This is a genomic window from Rhizobium sp. FKY42 (assembly GCF_005222835.1).
Lineage (GTDB): Bacteria > Pseudomonadota > Alphaproteobacteria > Rhizobiales > Rhizobiaceae > Neorhizobium.
Genome location: NZ_STGA01000073.1, coordinates 1 through 26,510, shown reverse-complemented (window position 1 = coordinate 26,510; position 26,510 = coordinate 1). Strand labels below are relative to the sequence as shown.

The 26,510-nt window shown below is 56.3% G+C and carries 21 protein-coding genes; 14 read left to right on the top strand and 7 right to left on the bottom strand.

Features of this window, described 5'->3' with window-relative positions; all coding sequences use genetic code 11:
* The first annotated feature begins 11 nt into the window (after window positions 1–11).
* The gene (locus E8M78_RS21790) at window positions 12–620 is read left to right on the top strand and encodes a pyridoxamine 5'-phosphate oxidase family protein (protein ID WP_137137037.1); all 609 of its coding nucleotides are present in this window, start codon (window positions 12–14) and stop codon (window positions 618–620) included.
* Window positions 621–653: 33 nt separating this feature from the next.
* Here E8M78_RS21790 and E8M78_RS21785 read toward each other — a convergent pair whose 3' ends face one another.
* Both E8M78_RS21785 and fumC read right to left on the bottom strand, forming a co-directional pair.
* Window positions 654–1,724: a GGDEF domain-containing protein gene (locus tag E8M78_RS21785; protein WP_137137036.1), complete on the bottom strand. Its 1,071-nt coding sequence runs from the start codon at window positions 1,722–1,724 to the stop codon at window positions 654–656.
* A gap of 262 nt (window positions 1,725–1,986) precedes the next feature.
* The gene (gene fumC, locus E8M78_RS21780; protein WP_137137035.1) at window positions 1,987–3,375 is read right to left on the bottom strand and encodes a class II fumarate hydratase; all 1,389 of its coding nucleotides are present in this window, start codon (window positions 3,373–3,375) and stop codon (window positions 1,987–1,989) included.
* 422 nt (window positions 3,376–3,797) lie between these two features.
* Here fumC and E8M78_RS21775 point away from each other — a divergent pair, with 422 nt between their 5' ends.
* Window positions 3,798–5,774, top strand: a complete 1,977-nt coding sequence (locus E8M78_RS21775) for a L,D-transpeptidase family protein (RefSeq protein WP_137137034.1) — start codon at window positions 3,798–3,800, stop codon at window positions 5,772–5,774.
* A gap of 56 nt (window positions 5,775–5,830) precedes the next feature.
* Here the strand turns inward: E8M78_RS21775 and E8M78_RS21770 are convergent, their stop codons facing one another.
* Window positions 5,831–6,535 carry an HAD family hydrolase gene (locus E8M78_RS21770; protein WP_281405089.1) on the bottom strand — a complete coding sequence of 235 codons (705 nt, stop codon included), beginning with the start codon at window positions 6,533–6,535 and terminating at the stop codon, window positions 5,831–5,833.
* Between the two features lie 214 nt (window positions 6,536–6,749).
* Here E8M78_RS21770 and rpiA point away from each other — a divergent pair, with 214 nt between their 5' ends.
* The 3 genes from rpiA (at window position 6,750) to gor (ending at window position 9,532) form a co-directional block, all read left to right on the top strand.
* Window positions 6,750–7,445, top strand: a complete 696-nt coding sequence (gene rpiA / locus E8M78_RS21765) for a ribose-5-phosphate isomerase RpiA (RefSeq protein ID WP_137137032.1) — start codon at window positions 6,750–6,752, stop codon at window positions 7,443–7,445.
* Window positions 7,446–7,462: 17 nt separating this feature from the next.
* Entirely contained in the window at window positions 7,463–8,020 is a 558-nt protein-coding gene (locus tag E8M78_RS21760; RefSeq protein WP_137137031.1) for a DUF2059 domain-containing protein, read from the top strand.
* A 117-nt stretch (window positions 8,021–8,137) separates the two neighbouring features.
* A complete protein-coding gene (gor, locus tag E8M78_RS21755; protein ID WP_137137030.1) occupies window positions 8,138–9,532 on the top strand; it encodes a glutathione-disulfide reductase in 1,395 nt (464 codons plus the stop codon).
* A 62-nt stretch (window positions 9,533–9,594) separates the two neighbouring features.
* Here gor and E8M78_RS21750 read toward each other — a convergent pair whose 3' ends face one another.
* Window positions 9,595–10,890 (bottom strand): pilus assembly protein TadG-related protein, encoded by a 1,296-nt coding sequence (locus E8M78_RS21750; RefSeq protein WP_137137029.1) that lies wholly within the window; start codon window positions 10,888–10,890, stop codon window positions 9,595–9,597.
* Window positions 10,891–11,234: 344 nt separating this feature from the next.
* Here E8M78_RS21750 and E8M78_RS21745 point away from each other — a divergent pair, with 344 nt between their 5' ends.
* Together E8M78_RS21745 and E8M78_RS21740 are read left to right on the top strand one after the other, a co-directional pair.
* On the top strand, window positions 11,235–12,608 hold the full coding sequence (locus E8M78_RS21745; RefSeq protein WP_137137028.1) for a 3-deoxy-7-phosphoheptulonate synthase class II: 1,374 nt from the start codon (window positions 11,235–11,237) through the stop codon (window positions 12,606–12,608).
* Window positions 12,609–12,946: 338 nt separating this feature from the next.
* On the top strand, window positions 12,947–14,620 hold the full coding sequence (locus E8M78_RS21740) for an NAD+ synthase (protein ID WP_137137027.1): 1,674 nt from the start codon (window positions 12,947–12,949) through the stop codon (window positions 14,618–14,620).
* A 145-nt stretch (window positions 14,621–14,765) separates the two neighbouring features.
* Here the strand turns inward: E8M78_RS21740 and E8M78_RS21735 are convergent, their stop codons facing one another.
* Complete coding sequence (locus E8M78_RS21735) at window positions 14,766–15,062, bottom strand: hypothetical protein (protein ID WP_137137026.1); 297 nt, start codon at window positions 15,060–15,062, stop codon at window positions 14,766–14,768.
* 171 nt (window positions 15,063–15,233) lie between these two features.
* Here E8M78_RS21735 and bluB point away from each other — a divergent pair, with 171 nt between their 5' ends.
* Window positions 15,234–15,893, top strand: a complete 660-nt coding sequence (bluB, locus tag E8M78_RS21730; RefSeq protein ID WP_137137238.1) for a 5,6-dimethylbenzimidazole synthase — start codon at window positions 15,234–15,236, stop codon at window positions 15,891–15,893.
* Between the two features lie 16 nt (window positions 15,894–15,909).
* Here the strand turns inward: bluB and E8M78_RS21725 are convergent, their stop codons facing one another.
* Window positions 15,910–16,581, bottom strand: a complete 672-nt coding sequence (locus E8M78_RS21725; protein ID WP_137137025.1) for a hypothetical protein — start codon at window positions 16,579–16,581, stop codon at window positions 15,910–15,912.
* A 91-nt stretch (window positions 16,582–16,672) separates the two neighbouring features.
* Complete coding sequence (locus tag E8M78_RS21720) at window positions 16,673–19,000, bottom strand: NADP-dependent malic enzyme (protein ID WP_137137237.1); 2,328 nt, start codon at window positions 18,998–19,000, stop codon at window positions 16,673–16,675.
* Between the two features lie 215 nt (window positions 19,001–19,215).
* On the opposite strand from E8M78_RS21720, the gene E8M78_RS21715 reads away from it, so the two are divergent.
* The 6 genes from E8M78_RS21715 (at window position 19,216) to E8M78_RS21690 (ending at window position 25,594) form a co-directional block, all read left to right on the top strand.
* Window positions 19,216–20,034, top strand: coding sequence for a UDP-2,3-diacylglucosamine diphosphatase (locus E8M78_RS21715; RefSeq protein WP_137137024.1), 819 nt, complete (start codon window positions 19,216–19,218; stop codon window positions 20,032–20,034).
* Window positions 20,035–20,224: 190 nt separating this feature from the next.
* Window positions 20,225–21,412 carry an MFS transporter gene (locus tag E8M78_RS21710; protein WP_170973513.1) on the top strand — a complete coding sequence of 396 codons (1,188 nt, stop codon included), beginning with the start codon at window positions 20,225–20,227 and terminating at the stop codon, window positions 21,410–21,412.
* 220 nt (window positions 21,413–21,632) lie between these two features.
* Window positions 21,633–22,748: an MlaE family lipid ABC transporter permease subunit gene (locus E8M78_RS21705; protein WP_246658448.1), complete on the top strand. Its 1,116-nt coding sequence runs from the start codon at window positions 21,633–21,635 to the stop codon at window positions 22,746–22,748.
* Window positions 22,749–22,755: 7 nt separating this feature from the next.
* Window positions 22,756–23,592 (top strand): ABC transporter ATP-binding protein, encoded by an 837-nt coding sequence (locus E8M78_RS21700; protein ID WP_137137021.1) that lies wholly within the window; start codon window positions 22,756–22,758, stop codon window positions 23,590–23,592.
* Window positions 23,593–23,597: 5 nt separating this feature from the next.
* Window positions 23,598–24,968 carry an MlaD family protein gene (locus E8M78_RS21695; RefSeq protein ID WP_137137020.1) on the top strand — a complete coding sequence of 457 codons (1,371 nt, stop codon included), beginning with the start codon at window positions 23,598–23,600 and terminating at the stop codon, window positions 24,966–24,968.
* Between the two features lie 29 nt (window positions 24,969–24,997).
* On the top strand, window positions 24,998–25,594 hold the full coding sequence (locus tag E8M78_RS21690) for an ABC-type transport auxiliary lipoprotein family protein (protein ID WP_137137236.1): 597 nt from the start codon (window positions 24,998–25,000) through the stop codon (window positions 25,592–25,594).
* The last annotated feature ends 916 nt before the right edge of the window (window positions 25,595–26,510 follow it).

Below are 26,510 nucleotides of genomic sequence, written 5' to 3'. Positions count from 1 at the left end.
GGGAGGAACACATGACCGTCATCACATCCGTCGAGCAATTGCGGGACATCTACAAGAACCCGAGCGAAGCGTCTCTTGTCAAAGTGACACAGGCGCTGACGCCGGAATATCGCCTGATGATCGAGTCATCACCTTTTGTCGCGCTGGCAACTGTCGCGCCAGAGGGACTGGACTGCTCGCCGCGCGGAGACCTCGGAGGCGTTGTCCGCATTCAGGACAATCGAACGATCCTTCTTCCCGACTGGAGAGGCAATAATCGTGTCGACTCGCTTGAGAACATTGTCCGCGATCCGCGTGTCGCTCTGATGTTTCTCATTCCCGGTTCCACGAGCGTGATGCGCATCAACGGTCGGGCCGTGGTTTCCATCGAGCCGGAACTGCTTCAAAGCTTCGAGATGGATGGGCATCATCCGCGCAGTGTCACCGTTGTGACCATCGTGGAGGTGTACTTCCAGTGTGCGCGTGCGGTCATGCGTGCCGAGCTTTGGAATCCGGACAGATTTTCCGACCCGCAGACACTTCCAACTCCGGGGCAGATGCTGAAGGGAGCGAAAGCAGATTTCGATCAACAGACCTATGATAAGGAATGGCCTGAACGCGCAAAAGCGACCATGTGGTGATGGTCGCTTGCGGCGAAGGCAGTCAGTGCCGGATTACTTCTTGTAGATCAGCCAGCTCTTGCCACCATAGTCCTTGCGCATGCCGTCCTCGAAGAGCATAGAGCGGTTGCGGCCGGTGTTCTTGGCGCAGTAAAGGGCAGTATCTGATTTGACGTAAAGATCTCCGGCGTCATCGGCTTGCGATGCCATGGCAACGCCGATCGAAATCGTGATCGGTCCGTAGTCCATTCCCGTGCGTGAATTGCGAAATGGTCTTGTTTCAAGCGCCTTGCGCAGACGCTCGCAGATGGCCATCACTTCTTCGGTTGTATTGCCTTCAATGATCAGTGCAAATTCCTCGCCGCCGGTTCGGGCCACGAAAACATCCTTGCGGACGCTTGATCTGAGGACGGCAGCAACGGAGGCAAGGATCTTGTCACCCACCGGATGGCCGTAGGCGTCGTTGAACTTCTTGAAATGGTCGATGTCGGCCAGCACGAGCGCCGTTACCGGCAATTGCATGCTGTCGTCGTAGAGTGTCGCCAGCTTTTCGTCGAAGGCGCGGCGGTTCGAAAGACGGGTCAGCGAATCCGTGTTCGCAATGCGCTTGTACTCGTCCAGTTCCTTGCGAACCTGGTCGACTTCCTGGCTGCGTTGAACCACGCCTTCTACAGTTTTTTCGCCCTGTGCGATGGTATCTCCCGTGGCTTTGCTCAGAAGCGATATGGCGTTACGCAGCAGATCTGCGGAGAAATTGTTCTTCGCGTTGATGGTCGTCGCGGTTTCATCCAGCAGACGATTGTAGCTTTCGAGCGAGGTCTGTTCCCGGCGCAAAAGGCTTAGCAGCGCATCGAGCTCTTCCACCAGCCTGCCGTGGGCTTTCTCCATCATCGACGCCTGACCGGTCCCAATGAACGTTGCGGCAAGCTCGTCGAGTTCTTCCTGGAGAGGCCGGTTGCCCAACAGCGAAAGTTCCCGGGTCAACGCCGGGTTCGCGCCTATGTAGGCCTCGTAGAAGAGCTGGTAGTTCCGCGGGATGGGAGAGACATTCATTGCACGCATGGCGTGTATGATCTGTCCGGCCACATCGGCGGCTTGCGCCTTCTGCGCAGCTGCCGTCGTCATTGCTCTGCTCCGGTCATCGATTTGAGACTGATGGTAATGGTTATTCGCAATTTATTGGAAAAGCATTAATGTCGGATCGCTTATGGCGCTAAAGTATCATTGCTATTAGGCAATTACAGAGCTTCTAAGAAGTCAGGCCTGATTGTCATCAAGTGTCCATCTGGTTGTTGCCCTATCGCTGTACGCAACCATTTTGCTGCGTACCCTGACGCAAGGGAAGGACAGACGTTCTGCCCAACCGTTTGCGTCAGGGAATTGCTTTTTACTTGGGTCCGATCATGTTTTCAGGACGGACATACTGATCGAATTCCTCGTTCGTGAGGTATCCGCCGCCGACTGCCTCTTCACGCAGGGTCGTGCCGTTCTTATGCGCGGTCTTGGCGATCTTGGCGCAGGCATCGTAACCCAACTTGCCGTTCAGAGCCGTGACCAGCATCAGCGAGTTTTCGACACCGCGCTTGATGTTGTCTTCGCGCGCTTCGATGCCCACAACGCAGTTATCGGTGAAGGAGACCGCTGCGTCTGCCAGAAGCTGGACGGACTGCAGGAAGTTGTAGGCCATCATCGGGTTGAACACGTTGAGTTCAAAATGGCCCTGGCTGCCAGCAAAGGTGATGGCTGCCTGATTGCCGAAGATATGAGCGCAAACCTGTGTCAAGGCTTCCGACTGGGTCGGGTTGACCTTGCCCGGCATGATGGACGAGCCCGGCTCGTTTTCCGGCAGGGCCAGTTCACCGAGGCCGGCACGGGGGCCGGAGCCAAGGAAGCGGATGTCGTTTGCGATCTTGAACAGAGCGGCGGCTGCGGCATTGATAGCGCCGTGAGCGAAGACCATGGCATCATGCGCGGCCAGTGCTTCGAACTTGTTTGGCGCGGTGACGAAAGGCAGGCCGGTGATCGCGGCGATTTCTTCGGCAACCTTTTCGGCAAAGCCGATGGGTGCATTGAGACCCGTGCCAACGGCTGTGCCGCCCTGCGCCAGTTCATAAAGGCCCGACAGGGAGACTTCGATGCGCTTGATGGCGGAAGCGACCTGCGCCGTATAGCCTCCAAACTCCTGACCCAGCGTCAGAGGCGTTGCGTCCTGCGTGTGGGTGCGGCCGATCTTGATGATATGCGCGAAAGCTTTCGACTTTGCATCCAGTGCCGCATGCAGGTGCTTGAGGCTTGGAATGAGATGGCGAACGATCTGCTCTGCGCAAGCGATGTGCATGGCCGTCGGATAGGTATCGTTCGACGACTGGCTCATGTTGACGTGATCGTTCGGGTGCACGGGCTTCTTGGAGCCCATGACGCCGCCCAGCATTTCGATTGCCCGGTTCGAGATAACCTCGTTGGCATTCATGTTCGACTGCGTGCCGGAACCGGTTTGCCAGACGACGAGCGGGAAGTGATCGTTCAGCTTGCCGTCGATGACTTCCTGCGCGGCGGCGATGATGGTTTCTCCGATCTTCGCATCCAGGCCGCCAAGGGCCATGTTGGCGCGCGCCGCGGCCTGCTTGACGATGCCGAGCGCACGGATGACGGAGAGGGGTTGTTTTTCCCAACCGATCTTGAAGTTTCCAAGCGAACGTTGCGCCTGAGCGCCCCAATAGCGGTCGCTGGCAACTTCAATCGGGCCAAATGTATCGGTTTCGGTGCGCGTAGTCATCTTAAAGCCTCTGCGTGACACGGACGTAAACTGGATTGCTCGGCTGCACCTATGCGGTGTCGGTTTCCGATGCAAGGTCGGGCGCGCGATTACTATACGTTTGTTTTGCGACTGCAAGCACTGCGAAGGTTGATGAGGAGCGGCTAAATTGAAGTTTCGCCGCGTGTTTTTAATGACACGCCAAAGATTTATATTGAGCCCGATCAAGTGCCTGTGAACCGTCTTGATGCCTCTTCAAGCAAGTTATCAGTAAAAAATTAACCAATGATTTCTTAAGCTTCCGACAACGATTGCGAGCAGGATCCGCGCTCTTTCACCGGTCAGGCATCGCTTTTGGTTTACTTTTCACAGCGCTCACGACCAGCTATTCAGGCGCAAAGGCTCACAAGGCCCGCTGATTCAAGGCCCTCAACGTGACGGGGATGACGTTGCCGCACGCATACACAAAGACTTCTCTCGCAATTGCCCTGCTTTCCGGCATTGCTTCTTCTGCCATTGGCGCAGGTACGGCCAACGCCCTGACCCTGATGGACATGCTGCGCGGCGAGAAGCGCGAAAGCGTTCAGGAGCAGGTGGAAGGCCGCGTGCCAACAAGTGTGCAGCCGCCCATCAGCCAGCGTGCGATTGATCTCAGCGATCCGGAACCGCTGCCAAAAGTTTCGGCTCCGAAATATTTCACCTATAAGGCAGATGCCTCCCGTGCCGTAAAGACCTCTGGTTTCGCGGCTGCATCGGCCACGGATGCCAACCGTTTCCTCGTACAGGCCAAGGTATCCGCGCCGAGTGATGTCGCGAACGCGGTCGAAGCCTTCTACGCCAAGAACGCTGCTCCGCTATGGGTAGACAAGGAAGATGTGAGCGAGCGCGCCCGTGCGGTGATTGCGCTGATGGAAAAGGCTGGCGATTACGGCCTGAACCCGGCTGACTATCGCATTCCGGTGCCGACTTTCGTGACATCCAGCGTGTCCGATGTCCTGAAGCCTGCGGAAGCGCCGACGGTCACACCCGTGTCGGCCGATGCTTCTTCGGTATCTGCTCCCGCTGCGGAGAGCCCTGCGGGCACCGCGGTCAAGCCTGCTGTCGCTCAGGCTCCCGATGAGCATCAGAAGGAACTGATGCAGTTCGAACTGGCGCTGTCTGCCAAGGCTGTGCTGTTTGCGCAGGATATGGCGCGTGGCCGGATCGATCCGAACCGGATCTCGGAATATCACGACCTGAAGCGACGCGACGTCAACCTGTCCTCCATTCTGCCGGGGCTGCAGAGTGCCGCAGATGCAAGCGCCTATCTCGACGGCATGGCGCCGAAGAGCCCGCAATTCCTGGCGCTGAAGGCGGAACTTGCAAAGGTGCGCGCCGCTGCCGGGAGTGAGACGCAATCAGTTCAGGTGCCTGAAACGCTTAAGCTGAAGCCGGGTGAAAGCAATGCTGATCTGGCCAAGGTTATCGCGGCGATCCAGCACAAGGGTTCGGATGCCTTAAAGACGCAGCATTCCTCTGTGTTTGCTTCATACCAGAATACGCCCACCTACGCGCCGGAACTGGTAGAGGTCGTCAAGAGCTTCCAGAAGGAAATCGGCCTGAAAGCGGATGGCGTCATCGGTCCGGCGACACTGCGGGCAATGACCGGCCACACCTCGGACGACAAGATCGAGAAGCTGATCGTGGCGATGGAACAGAGCAAGTGGTTGCCGGACGATCTTGGTAGCCGCTATGTCTTCATCAACCAGCCAGCGTTCCGGGTTTATTATCACCAGAACGGGCAAGAGCAGTTCTCCATGCGCGTGGTGGTGGGTTCGCCAAGCCACCAGACCTTCTTCTTCCAGGACGAGATTCAGACAGTCGAACTCAATCCATATTGGGGCGTCCCGCAGTCGATCATCATCAATGAGATGTTGCCGAAGCTTCGGCAGGATCCAAGCTATCTCGACCGCATGGGTTATCAGGTAGAAGTGTCTGGCAAGGCGGTGTCATCCACTGCCGTCGACTGGCGCGGCTCCACGCAGGCGATTTCTGTTCGCCAGCCGCCATCGAGCGACAATGCTCTGGGCGAGTTGAAGATCTTGTTCCCGAACGCTCATGCTATCTACATGCATGATACGCCGCAGAAGAGTTTCTTCCAGCGTGACATGCGCGCGTTGAGCCACGGTTGTGTGCGTTTGGCGGAACCGCGCAAGATGGCCGCTGCCGTGCTGGGTATTACCGAGCAGGATCTGGCTGGCAAGATTGCCCAGGGCAAGAATCAGGCAATCCAGGTTCCGCAGAAGTTCCCGGTGTATGTGGCCTATTTCACGGCTTGGCCAAACAAGGATGGTCACGTCGAATATTTTGATGACGTTTACAAGCGCGATGCTGCTGTTGAAAAGGCTTTCGAAATCACCAGCAAGGCGCGCGGCGCCTGATTTCCGAAGCTGATGTGTGTGATTGGGCCAGCCTTTGTCGGGCTGGCCTTTTTCGTTCAGGCGGTCACCGAGAATGTGGCGCGATTGCTTGCGGCGAGCGTTTCCTGCACCAGATCCACGGTCAGTTCGTCAAAATGACTGATGATGCGTGTAGGGTTCAGGTCGGCGATCGGTACATCGGAATAGCCGAATGTTACGCCAAGCGATGCTACCGAGGCATTGTGGGCAGCCTGAATGTCGTTGACGCTGTCGCCAACCAGTATGCTTTTGGCAGGATCGCCGCCTGCCAGTCTGATCGTTTCAAGGAGATGCCGCCCATCCGGTTTGCGGAAAGCAAAGGTATCTCCCCCGGTGATGACTGCCATTCGGTCCGCGAGGCCCAGCTTCCGCAGAAGGGGGACTGCCAGCTGCTCTGCCTTGTTGGTGCAGACAGCAACGAGGCAGCCATCACGTTCCAATCGATCCAGGCTTGCTTCGAGGCCGTCAAACGGCTTGCTGTGTCCCGGCATATGCGCCTTGTAGTGATCGATGAAGCGATCGAACAGCGGGTCCACTTCCTGATCCGACAACGGGTATCCGCGCAGGTCAAACGCACGGCGGATCATGACCCTTGCTCCTTGTCCGACCAGATGTGTCAGGTCATCAAAACTGACAGGTTCCAGATCGCGGACTGCGATGGTGTGGTTGAGGCTTTCGATCAGATCGGGCGCAGTATCGATCATCGTGCCATCGAGATCGAAAACAACAAGGGTAGCAGTCAAAATCAAACCTTCCGAAGCAGAGAATGAGGGTGTCGCCAAGTCCATTGGTGGCGCGAGATTATGGATCGTGAGCAAGAATTGCAAATGCAGAGGAGAGGGGGCGCCATTCTATTCTGGTCTTCGAATACTCTCCAAGAAGCAGAAACTGGGACTTTTGTTTATCAGGCGGGCCGTGTAAACAGCACACAACGAAACAGATGGGAGCTTGCGGCGGATGGACGCCCGGGAAATGAAAATCAAGGCAGCCGAGGCTGCGCTCCAGCATGTTGAAGACGGGATGCGTCTTGGAATCGGCACCGGATCGACGGCGGAAGAATTTGTTCGACTACTTGCAGAAAAAGTGTCGGGCGGCCTGCGGGTTCAGGGTGTGCCAACATCGGAACGAACTGCACGTCTGTGCCTGGAGCTTGGTGTTCCACTCAAATCCCTGGATGAACTTCCCGAGCTGGATCTGACCATTGACGGTGCCGACGAAGTCGACGGCTCGCTGCGTCTGGTCAAGGGCGGCGGCGGCGCCCTGTTGCGCGAAAAGATCGTCGCATCGGCGTCGAGCCGGATGATCGTCATTGCGGATGAAAGCAAGGTTGTCGAAACTCTTGGCAAGTTTCCATTGCCGATCGAGGTCAATCCGTTCGGTCTTGCGACCACGCGCATTGCGATCGATAAACTGGCCGCGAAGCTTGGGCTTTCGGGCGATCTGAAGTTGAGAAAGTCGGATGACGGCGCCTTCACTACCGACGGCGGCCACCTGATTCTCGATGCTTTTTTTGGCCGTATTCCTGATGCAGAGGCATTGGCTACCCAGCTGAATTCAATACCCGGCGTCGTAGAGCACGGGCTGTTCATCAATATGGCATCGTTTGCGATCATTGCCGGACCGGCGGGCGCGCGGACGATGCAGGCGAAATAAGACAGGAGCAACGAAACATGATCAGACAAGCGGTTTTCGGCCGTACCGCCGCGCTCGCCATTCTTCTTTCCGGTGCAGCGCTGAGTGTTCCCGTCAGCGCCCAGGAAATTCCTGCCGATCATCTGAAGGCGGCACGGGATGCAATTGCAGCCCTGAATGCCACGGATCGTTTCGATGCCATTCTGCCGAATCTAGCCGAGCGTCTGAAGAACGAATACACGGTCGCTTCACCCAATTTTCAGGCCCAGATCTCCAAGACAGTTGAAGCGGAAGCCCTGGCGCTCGCTCCACGCCGTGCCGATCTGGAAAAGGAAGTTGCGGTTACCTTCGCCAAGTCCTTCACGGTTGATGAACTGAAGCAGATCGCCTCGTTCTATTCTTCTCCGGTTGGCAAGAAGTATCTGCAGACGCTTCCGCTTGTTCAGCGCGAAACGATGCGGGCAGCCGAAATCTGGGCGAATGGCATTTCGCGAGACCTGACTGCCAACAGCTCTGCCAAGCTGCGCACCGTGATGGATGCCAACAAGGTGAAGGCTCCGACGGCAGATGCAACGGGCAACGCTCCGAAGCCCTAAGCGGCCCCTTTCCAATGTTTCAAGCTAAGCCCGGTTCCGCCGGGCTTTTCCTTGTGTGCCATTGCACACTATATGAAGTGCCAATGCTATTCGCCGGATATTCCACAGGAGCCTTAAATGACCAGCTATGATTACGACCTCTTTGTCATCGGCGGTGGGTCAGGTGGCGTGAGATCCGGACGGCTTGCGGCATCCATGGGCAAGAAGGTCGCGATCGCGGAAGAGTACCGTTTTGGCGGCACCTGTGTCATCCGTGGCTGCGTGCCGAAGAAGCTTTTCGTCTATGCATCGCAATATCACGAACACTTCGAAGACGCGGCCGGATACGGCTGGACTGTTGGTGATTGCAGCTTCAACTGGAAAGCGCTCATCGAAGCCAAGGACAAGGAAATCGCCCGCCTCGAGGGGCTTTATCGCCGCGGGCTGGAAAATGCCGGGGCCGAGATTCTGGATACCCGTGCAGAACTATTGGACGCCCACACCATCCGTCTGGTCAGGACGGACACGACAGTGACGGCAGAACGTATTGTGATTGCAACGGGCGGAACGGCCAATCCACACGCTTCGCTGCCGGGCCATGAATTCTGCATCACCTCCAACGAAGCTTTTCATCTCGAAGAGCTGCCGAAATCCATCCTGATTGCAGGCGGCGGTTATATTGCGGTCGAATTCGCCAACATTTTCCATGGGCTTGGTGTCGATACGACTCTCATCTATCGCGGCCAGGAAATTCTGTCCCGTTTCGACCGCGACATGCGTGAGGGCCTTCACAAGGCAATGGTCGACAAGGGCATCCGTATAATGCTGACGGACGTGATCGAAGAGGTCACGAAATCTCCGGCGGGCGGGCTGACGGCGCGCACCAAGACGGGCGCGAGCATTTCTGCGGATCAGATCATGCTCGCTCTCGGACGTGATCCGAATACCAAGGGTCTCGGTCTGGAAAAGGCAGGGGTCGAGGTCAATGGCCGGGGCGCTATCGTGGTTGATGCCTATTCCCGGACAAACGTGCCGCATATCTTTGCGCTCGGTGATGTGACGGATCGCGTACAGCTTACTCCAGTCGCTATTCACGAAGCGATGTGCTTCATCGAGACCGAGTTCAAGAACAATCCGACCGCGCCTGACCACAATCTGATCGCAACAGCGGTGTTCTCTCAGCCGGAAATCGGCACGGTTGGGCTTTCCGAGGAAGAGGCCTGCAAACGCTTCGACGAAATCGAAGTGTATCGCGCGGAGTTCCGCCCCATGAAGGCGACGCTTTCCGGGCGCGCCGAAAAGATGATCATGAAGCTCCTTGTCAATGCTGAGGATCGCAAGGTTGTGGGCGCCCATATTCTTGGGCATGACGCTGGCGAGATGGCGCAACTGCTGGGCATTTCGCTAAAAGCCGGCGTGACCAAGGATGATCTCGACCGCACGATGGCGGTTCATCCGACAGCAGCGGAAGAGCTGGTGACCATGTACAAACCCAGCTACCGCGTGAAGGGTGGGGAACGTGTCGACGGTTGAATGAGGCCACAGGACGAAGAGCGCGGCCGATGTGCTCGCGTTCTTCGATCCAGCGTTAAGCGTCAGTTCGTCAGACGTGGCGAGTTCATCAACTTGCGAAACAGGGTCTGCATCGCTTTACCGATATCCTCGCTGGGGGATGCTTCGATGAAGTAGCCCTGAGTGGCGCAAGCCTCCATGCTGGGACGCAGGCGGGAATCGAAGGGTTTGATGCGATTGACCCAGAAGCTGTCGTCCGGAAGAGGGATGTATGTGGTATAGACCACGGCAACCTTGATGCCTTTGTCTTTCAGATCCTTGCAAACGGTTGCATCGATCGGTTCCATGCAGCGCGTTCCCTTTGCGGAGCCGGAACATTCCGTCTTTGCTGCATCGGTCATTCCGTCTGATACCAGAAAGACCACTTTCTGCCGATCTGTCGCGCTGCTGCCCGTGCCGACTGTGCCAACAACTGATTTGATGCTCGCGAACGTACTTGCAAAATCAGTCAACTGATTGTCGTTATAGTTGTTCTTGACCGTGGACATTAGGTCGAGATTGTCAACGGCTTTATCAACGTTGTCCATATTGGAGGTCAGCTTGGCGATCTCCTTCAATCCGATATCGTCAGCACTCGTGCCGAATGAGTAGACGGCCATCCGGTATTGATTGTTTGCAATCTTGTACAAGTCGACGTCTTCCGTGAGCTTTTTAGTTGCATCACGAACGATATCTATGCGCAGCTTGACCCCCAGATCTCCGGCAGCCTCCAGTGTGTTGTCTGCCGCTTTCCCTGTGGCGTGACAGGCAAAAGCGCAGCCAAAACTTGCTTCCAGTTTGGCGATATCTGCGTTCGTTGCGCCAAGGCCCATGGAAGGCGTGTTGTCCAGCAGCATGAAGAAATCGATGAAGGCATTGGTTTTATAAGTTGCCTTGGCCGTTCCGCTAACGCCAATACTATCCTTTCCCAATATACCCATGAATGCTGTTGGTATTGCGGCTGTGAAACTGACGTTCGAGGTTAGTTCTGTGTTTTCCCGCTTGATACTGACAGCAACATTACTTAGCCGGTCACGCAAGGACTGCGGCAACTGCGCGAGGAAGAGTCGCCTTGCATCATCATTGCCAAGCTGGATCTCGCCGTTCGCCGACATGTTCATCGCCTGCGCAACCGTTGCAGACTTCTCCGACAGAGCGCCCACCGCTGCGGCATCAGCCGCATTCATCAAAGCACTTCGCTCATCGACAGCCATGCCCAGATCAACCGCTAGGCCTGCGATCCCAATAAGGGGAACAAGCATAAGTGCGGTCAGTACACCGAAATTTCCGTCTCGGTTGGTCCTGAATAGCTTCAGGTTGTGAAGCGGATCTTTTTGCATGTAATATACCCAGGGCAGACAATATACCTATTCAGAGCAAATCTTATAAACAGTAATATATTGCTATACCGGCAACGGAGGTGGTTTCGTATTACTTAACGTATTTTAGAGTTTTGTATATTAAGATATATTGATTTTTGTTTGTGCGGGCGATCCGATCGCCTTTTCGTTCAGCCTGCAATGACTGCTTTGCTGACTGCTGTTCTTCAAGCCAATATCGTTGTGCGAGAGGGTGGTTCGTCCCGGTCCTTTGGCTCTATGCAAGGCTGCCTCAAAGGTTTATAAGCCGCCAACTTCAAACGAGGTGCGATGAGGCACTGCGTAATCAAAACGGACGAAAGACAATGGCAGAAACCTGGACACCAAGCACATGGCGGCAAAAACCGATCCAGCAGGTTCCGGATTATCCGGATGCGGACGCGCTGAAGGCGACGGAAGCCCAGCTTTCCACGTTCCCGCCACTCGTCTTTGCAGGTGAGGCGCGTCGTCTCAAGAAGTCCCTCGCCAATGTTGCCGAAGGCAATGGCTTCCTTTTGCAGGGCGGCGATTGCGCGGAAAGCTTCCTGGAGCATGGCGCAGACAATATTCGCGATTTCTTCCGCGCGTTCCTGCAGATGGCCGTCGTTCTGACCTTCGGCGCGCAGCAGCCGGTGGTCAAGGTTGGTCGCATTGCAGGCCAGTTCGCAAAGCCGCGCTCCTCGAATTTCGAGAAGCAGGGTGACATCGAGCTTCCGTCCTACCGCGGTGATATCATCAACGGCATCGAGTTCACGCCCGAGGCTCGCATTCCCGCACCTGAGCGTCAGCTGAAGGCCTATCGCCAGTCGGCAGCCACGCTGAACCTTTTGCGTGCCTTCGCCATGGGTGGTTATGCAAACCTCGAAAACGTTCATCAGTGGATGCTGGGCTTTGTCAAGGATAGCCCGCAGGGTGAGCGCTACAAGAAGCTTGCAGATCGCATTTCCGAAACGATGGACTTCATGAAGGCCGTTGGCATCACGTCGGAAAACAATCCTGCGCTGCGTGAAACTGATTTCTTCACTAGCCACGAGGCGCTGCTGCTGGGCTACGAAGAGGCATTGACGCGCGTCGATTCGACGTCCGGCGACTGGTATGCGACGTCCGGTCATATGATCTGGATCGGTGACCGTACGCGTCAGCCCGATCATGCTCATGTCGAGTTCTGCCGCGGCATCAAGAATCCGATCGGCCTCAAGGCGGGTCCATCCATGACCGCCGACGGTTTGCTCCAGCTGATTGACATTCTGAACCCAACCAACGAGGCAGGCCGTCTGACGCTCATCTGCCGCTTCGGTTACGACAAGGTTGCCGAACACCTGCCGCGCCTCATTCGCGCGGTGGAGCGCGAAGGCCGTAAGGTGGTGTGGTCCTGCGATCCGATGCACGGCAATACGATCACGCTGAACAACTACAAGACCCGGCCGTTCGACCGCGTTCTGTCGGAAGTGGAAAGCTTCTTCCAGATCCACCGTTCGGAGGGGTCTCATCCCGGCGGCATCCACATTGAGATGACGGGCAAGGATGTCACCGAATGCACCGGCGGCGCCCGTGCCGTGTCAGCTGGCGATCTTCAGGATCGTTATCACACGCATTGCGATCCGCGTCTCAACGCTGATCAGGCGCTTGAACTGGCATTCCTGCTGGCAGAGCGTATGAAGTCGGGGCGTGAGGAAAAGCGTCTGGCGGTCAACGCCTGATCCTCTTACTCAGGACAGTTTGAAAAAAAGGAAAGGCCGGTGGGGGGAACCGGCCTTTCTCTTTTTGAGGCTGTGCTGGCAGAGCCTCAGAACTCGGGTCAAAGTGGAAGGGCACCTTTATCCGAGGTTTATAACTTCTTTCTGTTATAAATCAGGTTATAGTTGTGGTGTTACCAATCTGTTAAAGGTTGCGTAGTTGCAAAGCTTTGCAATTCAAAAAATTGGGAGAAATTTGCTCAACTTTGTGAGCTTGATGTCGTTTCGATCCGCTGGTGTTTGCAGCGTTATTTGTGTCCATGCGCGTTGCGGAGCTTTGCCATGCACGCTAAATCATTGCCATGACTCAGGATATCGCTTCGACTTTCCGTATCGCGCTCGCTCAACTCAACCCGACAGTCGGTGACGTCGCGGGAAATCTTGCTCTCGCCCGCCAAGCAAGGCGCGATGCCGCGAAGAGCGGTGCGCATATCGTCGTCTTCACCGAACTTTTCCTAAGTGGCTATCCACCAGAAGATCTTGTGCTGAAGCCCGCTTTCCTGAAAGCGTGCTGGAAGGCGCTGGAAGAGCTTGTCGAGGATAGCAAGGATGGTGGGCCGGGATTCGTCATCGGCCTTCCGCGTCAAAGCGAGAAGGGTCGTCACAATTCGGTTGCCATTGTCGATAACGGCAAGATCCTGGCACTGCGGGACAAGATTGACCTTCCGAACTACGGCGAGTTTGATGAGAAACGCGTGTTCGTCGAAGGTGAGATGCCGGGCCCGGTGAATTTTCGCGGCGTGCGCATTGGTGTTCCAATCTGTGAAGAGATCTGGAACGATCTCGGTGTATGCGAAACGCTGGCCGAAAGCGGAGCCGAGCTCCTTATCGTGCCGAACGGTTCCCCCTATTATCGTGGCAAGGTGGAAGTGCGCCATCAGGTGGCGCTGAAGCAGGTTATCGAAAGCGGCTTGCCTTTGATTTTCGTCAACCAACTGGGCGGTCAGGACGAACTGGTTTTCGATGGCGCAAGTTTCGGTTTGAATGCGGACAAGACGCTCGCCTTCCAGATGGCGGAATTTGAGGCCGGACTAGAGACGACGGATTGGATTCGGGTTGCCGATGGCTGGCGCTGTGAAAGCGGACCGTTTGTCACCATTCCTGAACAGGAGGAGGCAGACTATCGCGCCTGCCTTCTGGGCTTCCGCGATTACGTGAACAAGAATGGGTTCAAATCCGTTGTTCTTGGGATGTCCGGCGGCATCGACTCGGCTGTTTGCGCGGCCATTGCCGTAGATGCTCTTGGAAGCGACCGCGTGCGCACAGTCATGCTGCCCTATCGCTACACCTCTGAAGAGAGCTTTAAGGATGCGGCTGAATGCGCGAAGGCGCTTGGCGCGCACTACGATATTGTGCCGATCTCCGAACCGGTCGAGGGTTTTCTGTCGGCGCTTTCGGAAATGTTCGAAGGGACCGAGGAAGGCATTACGGAAGAGAATCTGCAAAGCAGAACGCGTGGCACCATTCTAATGGCAATCTCCAACAAATTTGGCGCCATGGTGGTGACAACCGGCAACAAGTCCGAGATGTCAGTCGGCTATGCGACGCTTTATGGCGATATGAATGGCGGTTTCAACCCCATCAAGGATCTGTACAAGATGCAGGTCTATGCGTTGGCAGCCTGGCGTAATCAGAACGTTCCGCAGGGGGCGCTTGGACCCGATGGGGAAGTCATTCCCGCCAACATTCTTTCCAAGGCACCCTCGGCAGAGTTACGCCCCAACCAAACGGACCAGGATTCTCTGCCGCCCTATCCCGTACTGGATGATATTCTCGAATGCCTTGTTGAGGGCGAGATGGGGGTCGATCAGATCCTGGCACGAGGGCACGACGTGGCGACGGTCCATCGCGTGGAGCATCTTCTCTATCTGGCGGAGTACAAACGTCGCCAGTCCGCACCGGGCGTGAAAATCACAAAGAAGAATTTTGGCCGGGATCGACGCTATCCCATTACCAACCGTTTCCGCGATCGGTGAGGTGGCATGGGCCAGGTTATGGCCCACGCCTTTGCCGGTCCTATAACATGGGCCACGCAAAAGTGTGCCGCGGTTTCGCTATAACGACATGTGATAAAACAGAGGCTTAAGCGTCAGGAGCGAATCTGAAAGATCGCTAGACGCTTTAGCTATTTTGATCGAGGGGTGGGGTCAGAACGCCATCATAGTACCGGAAGTCGATAGCCTGTCCCTCAGCGGCAGCGAAGAACTGTAACCGGCCGTTGACCGAAACGACTGCTGCGAATTGCTTTCCAAAATGCACGCAAGGATCAACTCCAAACGTCTCGTTGGTTATGAATACTTCCGGCGAAGTGTTTAGCGCCTGTTGAAGCTGGTCTCTCACATAGGCTGTTGCGGTCTGTGTCGGCTGGCCTTCCCGAAGAGTGCCGTAAACTGCATCAAGAACTAGAAATTCGTACATTATAGACGCCTTTAAGTTGTTTTCATTGGGAGAGTGTATCCAAAAGATTGAAGATTTCTTAATTGTACGGATTGGCTGGTTCCCATCGACGCGTGGGTGCAACATGAAAGGAGCAGCGGTGTGCGGAGTAGTATCAGCGAAGAGCGGAATGCAGAGGTTGGCTCCGGCCTTATGCGCGCCGATGCGTTTGGACCCGAGGCCCGCAAAGCTGTTTATGATGCTATCCATACCCGGCGGGATGTTCGCGATCAGTTCCAACCCGATCCCCTGCCAGATGACGTGATCCGGCGCTTGCTTGAGGCAGCGCATGCTGCCCCCTCGGTTGGTTTCATGCAGCCCTGGAGTTTCATCCTGCTGCGGTCAGAGGAAACGAAGCGCGCAGCCTGGGAAGCCTTCAGCAAGGCCAATGCAGAAGCGGAAGCCATGTTCGCCGATGGCAAACGCGATCTATACCGGAGCCTGAAGCTTGAGGGCATACGCAAGGCGCCGCTGTCCATAGTCGTGACCTGCGATCCAGATCGTGCCGGGCCGGTGGTGCTGGGGCGTACCCATAATCCGCGCATGGATGTCTACTCGACCGTCTGTGCGGTTCAGAACCTCTGGCTTGCCGCGCGAGCCGAAGGCGTTGGTGTTGGCTGGGTCAGTATTTTCCGGGACGAAGACGTCCGCTCACTTCTGGGAATTCCCGAGCGTATCGAGATCGTGGCCTGGTTGTGCATCGGATATGTGCGCGAACTATATCAAGAGCCGGAACTAGCCGTGAAAGGCTGGCGGCAAAGGCTCAATCTCGAGCAGCTCATTTGCGAGGAGCGCTGGCAGGACATGCCGTAACTTCCGGGTCTTTTTATTACTGTGTCGGCTCTATGCCGGGCCGGTTCAACTCTGCGTCTTGACTGTCCGGATAAAATAGCGGGCCAACGGTGCGAACCGGCTGATCCGGCTTCCATTCCCGGACCGGCGGCACCGGTGAGGTATCCCTAGGCTGCGCTGGACGCGCTTTCCCGAGCATGATCACCGAAGATCCTGGCTTTTGCGTATCCGTTCTTTGAATGGAGGAGGCCGAGCCCGGAGCATCGGGATTGATCGATGCCGGAACGTTGGCATAGTCGATCTCGCCGCATTTGAGCTGCAGCATTTCCTTGCGGATGATATCTGGATCCCTGCCGAGAGAATTCACCAGCTTTCCCTGTGCCGTGCGCGATGCAAGCACGGCCTGCCTATCGCGTTCAGAATCCATCAATTGTTGTTCGAGATCCCGGCAAGGATCATTTCTGCCAAATGTTACGATGCTGCCGGTGCCGCACCGGAGGCGCTGCATTTCCGCGCGAATTTCTCGTGTGGCGGCCGTGATATCGCTCAGCGCCTTCGCATGGGAATTGGCCGTCTGTGTACTGCCGATGACGGTGGGCGTGCTTGCAAGTTCCTTGCCCAGCGCCATGCAGCGCGCCGCATTATCCGCAGCAGATGCCGCCGCCGGTAATAACAGGACGATTGCTGCGAAAAGCTGGCGAGTAGGCATGAACGTCGCTTCCCTGCTCCATGACAAGATAAAACCCGGAAACAGTTTCCTGTCTCCGGGTTGATAATATCATAATTGCCCTGCGTGAGGCTTAAGAGAGTGCCGCAAAATCTGAATGCGACGCCTCGACAACGGCAAGAGCCGCCATGTTCACAACGCCGCGCGACGTGACTGAGGTAGACAGAATGTGCGCTGGTTGTGCTGCACCCAGAAGGATGGGCCCGACATGGAGCGCGTCCATCATGGTGCGGACGAGACCAAGCGAGATATTGGATGAATCGAGATTCGGGAAAACCAGAAGATTCGCTTCGCCCGAAAGATCGCTGTTGGGCATGGCACGCTTGCGCAGGCTTTCCGACAAGGCAGAACCCGCCTGCATTTCACCATCGACTTCAAGGTCGGGAGCACGCTGGCGGATGATCTCCAGTGCTGCGCGCATCTTGCGGGCACTTTCGGAATCACGGCTGCCGAAATTGGAGTGCGAGAGCAGGGCAGCTTTCGGCACAATGCCGAAGCGACGGATTTCCTGAGCCGCCAGAATGGTGATTTCGGCGATCTCCTCATGCGTCGGGTTGTCGTTCACGAAGGTATCCGTGAAGAAGACCGGACCCTTCTGTGTGATCAGCAGGCTCAAGCTGGAGAAGGCGCAGACACCCTTCCGCTTGCCGATGATCTGGCTGACATCGCGCAGATGACGGTCAAAGCCACCTTCGACGCCGCAAATCAAAGCATGCGCATCGCCACGCTTGACGGCGAGGGCGCCGATCACGGTATTGTTTGTACGCACGATGGTGCGGGCCGTCTCCGGGTTGATGCCCGCACGACCGACAAGCGAGAGATATTCCTCGACATAGTCGCGGTACCGCGGATCGTCTTCCGGGTTCACCACCTGGAAATCGACATTGGGACGGATGCGAATGCCGAATCGCTGCAAACGTGCCTCGATAACCGATGGACGACCGATCAGAATCGGTGTGCCGGTCTTTTCTTCGAGAAGAACCTGGGCGGCGCGCAGCACGCGCTCATCTTCACCCTCCGAGAAGATGACACGCTTCTTCTCCGCCACACGTGCGCTGTTGAAGATAGGCTTCATGACGAAGCCCGACCGCCAGACGAAGCGGCTCAACTGGTCGAGATACTGGTCGAAGTCAGCAATGGGTCGGGCCGCGACACCGGTTTCGGCGGCTGCCTTGGCCACCGCCGGCGCGATGCGCAGGATAAGACGCGGATCGAACGGAGAGGGGATCAGATAGTTCGGTCCGAAAACAGGGGTCTCATCAGCGTAGGCACGCGCCGCGACGTCCGAAATCTCTTCCCGCGCCAGCCCTGCAATGGCCTTCACTGCTGCCATCTTCATGTCTTCGTTGATCGTCGTTGCGCCGCAATCAAGGGCCCCGCGGAAGATATAAGGGAAGCAAAGGACGTTGTTGACCTGATTGGGGAAATCCGAACGACCCGTGCAAATCATGGCGTCCGGTCTGGCGGCACGGGCCAGTTCCGGCATGATTTCCGGTGTGGGGTTTGCGAGCGCCATGATCAGCGGCTTTTCAGCCATCTGCTCCAGAAGTTCCGGCTTGAGAACACCTGCGGCGGAAAGGCCGAGGAAGACATCTGCGCCGCCGATGCTTTCGGCCAAAACGCGCTTGTCGCTCTTCTGGGCGTAGATTTCCTTCCATGGATCCATGAGCACGTTGCGGCCCTCATAGACGAGGCCTTCGATATCATGAACCCAGATGTTCTCGCGGCGAGCGCCCAGCGAAACAAGCAAGTTCAGGCAGGCGAGGGCGGCAGCGCCAGCGCCCGACGTCACGATCTTGACGTTTTCGATGTTCTTTCCGGCCAGTTCCAGACCGTTCATGATCGCCGCAGCCACGATGATGGCGGTGCCGTGCTGGTCATCATGGAAAACCGGAATGTTCATCTTCTCACGAAGCTGGCGCTCCACCTCGAAGCATTCCGGTGACTTAATGTCTTCAAGGTTGATGCCGCCGAAGGTGGGCTCCAGAGCGGCAATCGTGGAGACCATGCTGTCGACCGTTTCGGCAGCGATTTCGATATCGAAGACATCAATGGCAGCAAATTTCTTGAAGAGGACGGCTTTGCCCTCCATCACCGGCTTGGAGGCGAGGGGGCCAATGTTGCCGAGACCCAGAACGGCAGTTCCGTTTGAAACCACTGCGACCAGATTGGCGCGAGCAGTGTAATAGGCAGCGGCTTCCGGATTGTCGCGAATCGCCAGGCAGGGAGCGGCAACGCCCGGCGAATAGGCGAGAGCGAGATCGCGCTGGTTGCCCAGAGGCTTTGTCGGCTGGATTTCAAGCTTTCCGGGGCGCGGATAGCGGTGGAAGAACAATGCCTGTTCATCAAGATCCGCCTGTGGGGCTGCTTTCGCCGATTGATCCTTGCCCTGCTGCTCCATCGCCAGCTCCTTCCGTTTTATCATGTGCTTCGTGGTCTCTTACAACAATCCGTGCCTTGGAACAGTACTGAATTCTTGGGTATCGAATGCCCGATGGCACATCTCATGGCGTTTGAGAGACAGCAAAACCCGTTATCCCGGTCACCTGTCATCTTCCTGATAAATGACTCTGGTTTCTGAGTGGCATGGGGGCGGTGTGACGAAAGGAAGATCTCGTGACTGTGACGACGGAAACCAGACACTTCAGGACGCTTTTCATTTCGGATATCCACCTGGGATCGAAAGCGGCGCGCACTGACTTTCTTCTCGACTTTCTGCGGTACCATGAGGCGGAAACGCTGGTTCTTGTCGGAGATATCGTCGACGGTTGGCGCCTGAAGCGCAACTGGTACTGGCCGCAGGGATGCAACGATGTCGTTCAAAAGCTTTTGCGCAAAGCGCGCAAAGGAACGCGTATCGTCTACATTCCCGGCAATCACGACGAATTTCTACGCTCCTTCCCCGGCGTTCACTTCGGTGGCATCGAGGTGGCCGAGCGCATGATCCACGAAGCGGCAGACGGCAAGAAGTATCTGGTTCTTCACGGCGACGAGTTCGATGTCGTGGTGCGCAACATCCGACTGCTAGCCTATCTGGGCGACTGGGCCTATGACGCGGCCATTGCAATCAACGTGGTTCTGGCCGCCATTCGCCGCAAGCTGCATCTGCCTTACTGGTCTTTTTCGGCCTGGGCAAAGTTGCAGGTGAAACAGGCGGTCAATTTCATCGGCGAGTTTCAGAACGTCGTTGCCGAGGAGGCGCGCCGCAACAACGTGGACGGCGTCATCTGCGGTCATATCCATCACGCAACGATGGAGGATATCGGCGACATTCGCTACATCAATACAGGGGATTGGGTGGAAAGCTGCACGGCCATTGCCGAGCATATGGATGGCACCTTCGAGCTGATCTCCTGGCAAAAGATTGCCGTGACTGCTGATATCAAGGCATTGCCCATGCCCAAGGACAAGCGTGAGGACATGCAGGCCGCATAGGGCAGGCCTCGGAAAGACACCTGCATGCTTGCCCGTGCCTACGTATCTTCTATTGCCGTTGCGCAACACAGATGAGCCATATATGTAATTACTAATTTAATTACTGTGAGCCTTGCGGTCGGGGCTGTCAATTATTCGCAATTTCTTTATGACAGGCGATCTCTGCACCCGAGAATCGCCGGAGCCCGCCGTGGCCGAGAATGCCGTTCCTTCCGCACCTTCGGGCTTTGCCGTGCGTTGCGCCTTTGCCTATGCGGCGGCGATGAGCGTGAACGGTATTCTGCTCCCCTTCTTTCCAGCCTGGCTTAAATCGCTGTCACTGAATGAATTCGAAATCGGCGTTATTTTGACTGTCCCGATCATCCTTCGGCTTGTCTCTGCGCCGCTGGCGGGCGTCCTCGCAGACCGTATAGCTGAGCGTGTCTTCGTGCTCATCGTTTCTGCTGCGCTTTCCCTTATAACCGCTTTGCTTCTGATCTGGGCCGGTGGCTTCTGGACAGTCCTCATCATTTTCAGTCTTCAGGGGGCAACTTTTGCTCCGTTTATGCCGGTTCTTGAATCAATCACCGTTATGGGCGTTCGCCGCTGGGGATTTCGTTACGGAACCATTCGTGTCTGGGGATCAATTGGTTTTGTCGTTTCGACCCTGATCGCTGGTTGGGCGATCTCGCATCTGTCCGGCCGGATCGTTCCGGAAGCGACCGCGCTGACCTATCTACTGACATTGTCTGCTGCCCTGATGGCGCCGCGACTGGGAAGAGCGATGAGGGCGCCGACGGCGCCGACGGCGGATACGACCGGTATGCGGCAGATGGCCCGTCTGCCGTTTCGCTCAAGTCTAAACTTGCTCATGATCGGTTGTACGATCGTGCAGTCCACGCACGGAATGTACTATGCGTTCTCTGGAATTTACTGGCAAGGTATAGGTTTCAGCGGTCAAGAGATCGGCATTCTCTGGGCGTCCGGCGTCATTGCCGAGATCCTGTTTTTTTTCTGCGCGGGACGGATCGTCAGGCATATTTCAGCCGTCAGTCTCATCCTGATCGGGTCGGTAGCTGCCGTGATTCGCTGGTCGCTGTTTGTGACCCCCTTAAGCTTTGAGGCTTCCGTCCTTCTGCAGTGTAGCCACGCGCTCAGTTTCGCGTTTCTTCATTTCGGCATGCAGCAAAAGATCGTCGAGGTGGTGCACGAAAGTCAGGAATCGTCCATTCAAGGCACGTTCTTCTTCTACAATGGTGCCTTCCTGGCTGCGTCTACGTTCCTGTCAGGCTTGATCTATCATTCGCTCGGACAGCATTCCTATTACGTTATGTCCGCGGTCGCAGCTTTCGGTTTGTTGATTACATTGACCGTTTCACGCCGAGCCTGGAAAGCTTAAATGGATAGAGGTTGAAGTTGCAGACTATTGGAGGCCTAACCTGAAATTGTTCTGTGGCTTTAGGGTGACTGGAGGGTGATTTCGGGCTCTAGTGCCATGGCATTTCACAGACTGGCGGATATATTGCCGACAGGTTCTATTCAATTTTCGAAAGCGTATCGAGCACCCCTACATGCAGGCAAAGCCGAAGACGGCCGATGAACAGGCCGCAACCCTTGAGATGACCTCTACGGCTGAGAGTGTTGAGCGTTACGTTCTGGCTGGAGACTGGCGCAACCGCGGCATTAGTCAGGTCCTGAACGACCTCATGGCCGCCGAGCAGAAGCAAGGCCAGGGGAAACTGGAAATAGATGCATCCGGTATCGAAGCCGTCGATACGTCCGGTGCCTGGCTGATTCGGCGCCTGATCAACGGCAAGCAGGCCGAAGGACGCGATGTGGAACTGGTCGGCGCAAGCAAGACGCTGTCCGATCTGGTTGACGTCCTGCCGGAGGACGGGTTGAAAAGACCTTCTTCCGACAAAGATCAACGTACATTGTTCCAGCGCGTGTTTGAGCCGACCGGCAAGGCCGTCTGGAGCCTGGGGCAGGATGCGCTGGCGGGGTTGCACATCCTCGGCTCAGCCGTCGGCGGCGCGCAGCTCAAGGGGGGGCGCGGCGCGGGCGTTTCCCCTGCATCGGTCGTTACGCATATCGACCGGATGGGTGTGCGGGCCGTACCGATCATCGTACTGATGTCCTTTCTGATCGGCGCGATCATTGCCCAGCAAGGTGCCTTCCAGCTTCGCTATTTCGGGGCAGAACTCTTCGTCGTTGATCTGGTCGGTATTCTGCAGTTACGCGAAATCGGCGTTCTCTTGACCGCCATCATGATCGCGGGCCGGTCCGGCAGCGCCATCACTGCCGAAATCGGCTCCATGAAGATGCGCGAGGAGATCGACGCCCTGACCGTGATCGGTCTCAACCCCGTCGGCGTACTGGTTTTTCCCCGCCTGGTTGCGTTGACCATCGCTTTGCCGCTGCTGACGATCATCGCCAATTTTGCAGCGCTCTACGGCGCGGCAATCGTTACTTTTGTCTATTCCGGCATCACCTTCCAGACCTTCCTGTCACGGCTGCATGAGGCGGTGGATTATTCGTCTGTCGCGTCCGGCATGATCAAGGCGCCTTTCATGGCGCTTGCTATCGGCATCGTTTCGGCTGTCGAAGGGATGAAAGTTGGCGGCAGTGCCGAATCGCTCGGCACGCATGTTACGGCCTCCGTGGTCAAATCCATCTTTGTCGTGATCCTGATGGATGCGCTATTCGCAATCTTTTATTCCGCAATCGACTTCTAGGATGAGCATGGCAGTTCAGGACGATACCACGGCTGAAGAGAAACACCCGGATGATGACCGGGTGATCCTGTCCGTGCGGGATCTGACCGTCAGCTTCGGCACCAAGACCGTGCTGGATCACCTTGATCTCGACGTCTATCGCGGGGAAATTTTAGGGTTCGTCGGTGCGTCCGGTACGGGCAAATCCGTTCTCATGCGCACCGTTCTGCGGCTGGTCCCGCATAGTTCGGGATCAATCCACATTCTCGGTGTCGATTACGAGAAGGCCGATGTGAAGACCCGCATGGCATTGGATATGCGCATGGGCGTGCTGTTTCAGCATGGTGCTCTTTTCTCCTCGCTCACCGTGAAGGAAAACATCCAGCTCCCGATGCGGGAATATCTCGATCTGCCGCAATCGCTCATGGATGAACTGGCCTATCTCAAGATCGACATGGTGGGCCTGGCGGCGGATGCAGCTGACAAATATCCTTCGGAGCTTTCCGGCGGCATGATCAAGCGTGCGGCGCTTGCGCGCGCGCTCGCCCTCGACCCGGATCTCGTCTTCCTCGATGAGCCAACCTCCGGTCTTGACCCTATCGGCGCCGCCGAGTTCGACATGCTGATTGCCCGGCTGCGTGATACGCTTGGGCTGACTGTTTATATGGTGACCCACGACCTAGACAGCCTGTTTTCTGTTTGCGACCGCATTGCGGTTCTGGGGCAGAAAAAGGTGCTGGTGGAAGGTACGTTGGATGACATGCTGGCCTGCGACGATGCGTGGGTTCAGTCTTATTTCCACGGAAAGCGTGCCCGGTCCGTTACGACGGACTACGGTGACGCACATGCGGTGCCAGGAAAGTAACGCCCATGGAAACTAAAGCAAATTACGCCCTCGTCGGCTTCTTCACGCTGCTGGTGGTCGCTGCCGCATTCGGCTTCGTCTACTGGATGGCGCAGTATGGCCGCAGCGGACCCATGGCCGAGCTTGCCATTCGTATTCCCGGCTCCGCAAACGGTCTCTCGGTCGGTTCTGCAGTCCGGTTCAACGGCATTCCTGTTGGTTCCGTTCGCAGTCTGAATATCGACCCGGATGATCCGCGCTATTCCATCGCTTTCACAGAGGTCCAGACAAGCGCTCCGGTGTACCCTTCGACGAAAGCGGTTCTGGAAGTGCAGGGTCTGACGGGTGCTGCCTATATCGAACTGTCAGGCGGTAAGACCGGCGAGGACAACCTGTTGCAGAAGGCGCAGGATAACGGGCGTCCCGCAGTTTTGATTGCGGATCAATCGAGCGTGACCAACCTTCTGGCGACCGCAGACAAGATTTTGCAGCGCGCGGACGATGCGATCGGCCAGATTCAAGGTTTCGTGACGGATGCGCGCGGTCCGCTGACCCGCACGATCCAGCACGCCGAAGCCTTTACCGGTGCGCTGAGTGCAAATTCGGATGCAATCGACGACTTCCTGCGTAGCCTTTCAGCGCTTTCGGGCACATTCAATCGTGTTTCGGAACGTCTGGATTCGACACTGGCTGCAGCGGAAGGCTTGGTGAAGGCCGTCAATCCGGACAAGATCAACAATATCCTGACCAATGCCGAAACCGTGACGGGCAATATTGCCAAGTCTTCCGACAAGATCGATGGCATCATGCTGGAAGTGCGTGATGCCGCTGCCGGATTCAACAAGGCAAGCGAGGAGGCGCAGTCGGTTCTAAAGCGTGCCGATCAGTTGCTGGCAGCGGTCGACCCGAAGAAGGTCAACACGGCGGTGGACAACATCACCTCCGCGACAGCGGATGCGCGCAGCGCGCTTTCCTCCGCACGCGAGGTTGTCGATGGTGTGGCTGACCGCCGCGATGAGATCAACAAGGCGATCGAGGACTTCACGCAGTTGGCGCAAAAGCTGAACCAGGCGTCAACGCGTGTCGACGGCATTCTGGCCAAGGTAGATACGATGGTCAGCGGCGATGAATCCAAGGGTCTGTTTGCCGAAGCGCAGAAAACCCTGCAATCCATTCGCGCCACCGCCGACAATCTGAATTCTCGGATCGGCCCAATTGCGGATAACCTTGCCCGCTTCTCCAATACCGGCCTGCGCGATGTTCAAACCTTGATTGGCGATACCCGCAAAGCGGTTCAGAATCTTAACGAGACGATCACCAACTTCGACCAGAACCCGCAGCGCCTGATCTTTGGCGGGGAAACGGTGAAGGAATATGATGGCAGGACGCGGCGCTGATGCGAACATTTGATAGAACCGAGGTGCAGATGGTTCCGGCAATCTCTATTCCCAAGGCCCTCTTCGCCCTTCCGGTCATGGCTCTATTGCTTGTCGGCTGTGGCACCAAAGCGAATAACGATACATTCGATTTGTCGATCACACCGATGGCGCAGGGACCATCTGCCAAGAGCAAGCAGATCCTCGTGCCAGAGCCGACCGCACTGAAATCACTGGATAGCGAGCAGGTGGTGGTGCGCGTCTCGCCCTCCGAAATCCAGTATCTGGCGAATTCGCAATGGGGTGACAGGCTGCCGAAGATGGTGCAGTCCAAGCTCGTTGAGGCATTCGAAAATTCGGGCAAGCTGGCAGGTGTCGGCAAGCCGGGGCAGGGCCTTGCTATCGATTATCAGGTGGTCGCGGATATTCGCTCGTTTGAGATCGATACCTCTGGACCACGGACTGCGAAGGTTGAGATCTCCGTCAAGATTCTGAACGATCGCAACGGATCGGTGCGGGCGCAGAATGTTTTCCGAGCGGCTGTACCGGTTTCCGGCGAAGACAATTCGAAGTTTATTGGTGCCATCAATCGCGCTTTCGCAAAGGTGGGAGCCGATATCGTGGACTGGACGCTTCGCTCGATCTAAGTTTTCAGAGGCCAAAGATGTTTCAGGGAGTTGCTGACAGCGCCTCCCTTTTTCATGGTGTGATTGAAGCCTGAACCCATCCAGTCCTTCGATTTGCCGACGCCGTCAGGTGAACCACTGTCGATCTCACGAGGCGCATCTGCCTGATATCACCACAATTGAAGCCTTGGACAAGGTCGTTTCAGGGGTCAAAACACCACCAGGTTTCGGGCGTGGCTTGAGCAGATTGTTTGCGAATAGGAGGAGAGGCTGCTGTGGAGCCTATTTCCACGAAGCCTTTTCGACGCTGCCGCAGAGAAAGATTCGCCGCGTCCCCCAGGGGTATGGCGGAATCGTCCATTTCTACGGCATGTCGCGTTCAGTCGTCCTCGATTGAACGATAACGTCCATGCGGCAAAAAAAGATCGAAGGCGCGGCTCTATCAAATCCAATAAAGTGCGCCGTGCCTTAAGTCGCGAACCCCTGATGGATATTGGATCTACCGGTGGATTCACTCCTCAAACTGAACGATTTTCTCTTATACCACGCTCTCTCCCCCATCGCCGGAAGAGGATGGCCGTCCTCTCCGGCGCTTCTTTATCTCACAAAGAAGCGTCGATAGTCATAAGACAAGCTCTGTCAGGCCGGTCACAACGTGCAGGTTCTTGTGTTCAATCAAGCCAGTGTCGGCATGATTGACCGCTTTGCTTTGTACGACAAGAACGAACTGTTTGCGGCGAGTGCTTCTCTGAACTGAATGCAGGTAGCGGGCAGGCCGGACCGCCCGGATTCTACCTTACAATGTGATCCAATCAGATCGAACCCCGCTCTAAACGACAACAGCCGCCTCAAGGGGCGGCTGTTGTACATTGCAATCAAAGTAAACCTCCACCTACGGTGGAGGACTGGACGAGTTCTACATCGTAGTGGAGAGACC

Excerpts from the sequence above, each read along its gene's own strand:
- E8M78_RS21785 (WP_137137036.1), bottom strand. The coding sequence starts at position 1,724 with ATGACGACGGCAGCTGCGCAGAAGGCGCAAGCCGCCGATGTGGCCGGA.
- gor (WP_137137030.1), top strand. The coding sequence starts at position 8,138 with ATGACCAGCTATGATTACGACCTCTTTGTCATCGGCGGTGGGTCAGGT.
- fumC (WP_137137035.1), bottom strand. The coding sequence starts at position 3,375 with ATGACTACGCGCACCGAAACCGATACATTTGGCCCGATTGAAGTTGCC.
- E8M78_RS21745 (WP_137137028.1), top strand. The coding sequence starts at position 11,235 with ATGGCAGAAACCTGGACACCAAGCACATGGCGGCAAAAACCGATCCAG.
- E8M78_RS21700 (WP_137137021.1), top strand. The coding sequence starts at position 22,756 with ATGGCAGTTCAGGACGATACCACGGCTGAAGAGAAACACCCGGATGAT.
- E8M78_RS21740 (WP_137137027.1), top strand. The coding sequence starts at position 12,947 with ATGACTCAGGATATCGCTTCGACTTTCCGTATCGCGCTCGCTCAACTC.
- E8M78_RS21690 (WP_137137236.1), top strand. The coding sequence starts at position 24,998 with ATGGTTCCGGCAATCTCTATTCCCAAGGCCCTCTTCGCCCTTCCGGTC.
- E8M78_RS21775 (WP_137137034.1), top strand. The coding sequence starts at position 3,798 with ATGACGTTGCCGCACGCATACACAAAGACTTCTCTCGCAATTGCCCTG.
- E8M78_RS21695 (WP_137137020.1), top strand. The coding sequence starts at position 23,598 with ATGGAAACTAAAGCAAATTACGCCCTCGTCGGCTTCTTCACGCTGCTG.
- bluB (WP_137137238.1), top strand. The coding sequence starts at position 15,234 with ATGCGCGCCGATGCGTTTGGACCCGAGGCCCGCAAAGCTGTTTATGAT.
- rpiA (WP_137137032.1), top strand. The coding sequence starts at position 6,750 with ATGGACGCCCGGGAAATGAAAATCAAGGCAGCCGAGGCTGCGCTCCAG.
- E8M78_RS21790 (WP_137137037.1), top strand. The coding sequence starts at position 12 with ATGACCGTCATCACATCCGTCGAGCAATTGCGGGACATCTACAAGAAC.
- E8M78_RS21725 (WP_137137025.1), bottom strand. The coding sequence starts at position 16,581 with ATGCCTACTCGCCAGCTTTTCGCAGCAATCGTCCTGTTATTACCGGCG.
- E8M78_RS21760 (WP_137137031.1), top strand. The coding sequence starts at position 7,463 with ATGATCAGACAAGCGGTTTTCGGCCGTACCGCCGCGCTCGCCATTCTT.
- E8M78_RS21750 (WP_137137029.1), bottom strand. The coding sequence starts at position 10,890 with ATGCAAAAAGATCCGCTTCACAACCTGAAGCTATTCAGGACCAACCGA.
- E8M78_RS21720 (WP_137137237.1), bottom strand. The coding sequence starts at position 19,000 with ATGGAGCAGCAGGGCAAGGATCAATCGGCGAAAGCAGCCCCACAGGCG.
- E8M78_RS21705 (WP_246658448.1), top strand. The coding sequence starts at position 21,633 with ATGACCTCTACGGCTGAGAGTGTTGAGCGTTACGTTCTGGCTGGAGAC.
- E8M78_RS21735 (WP_137137026.1), bottom strand. The coding sequence starts at position 15,062 with ATGTACGAATTTCTAGTTCTTGATGCAGTTTACGGCACTCTTCGGGAA.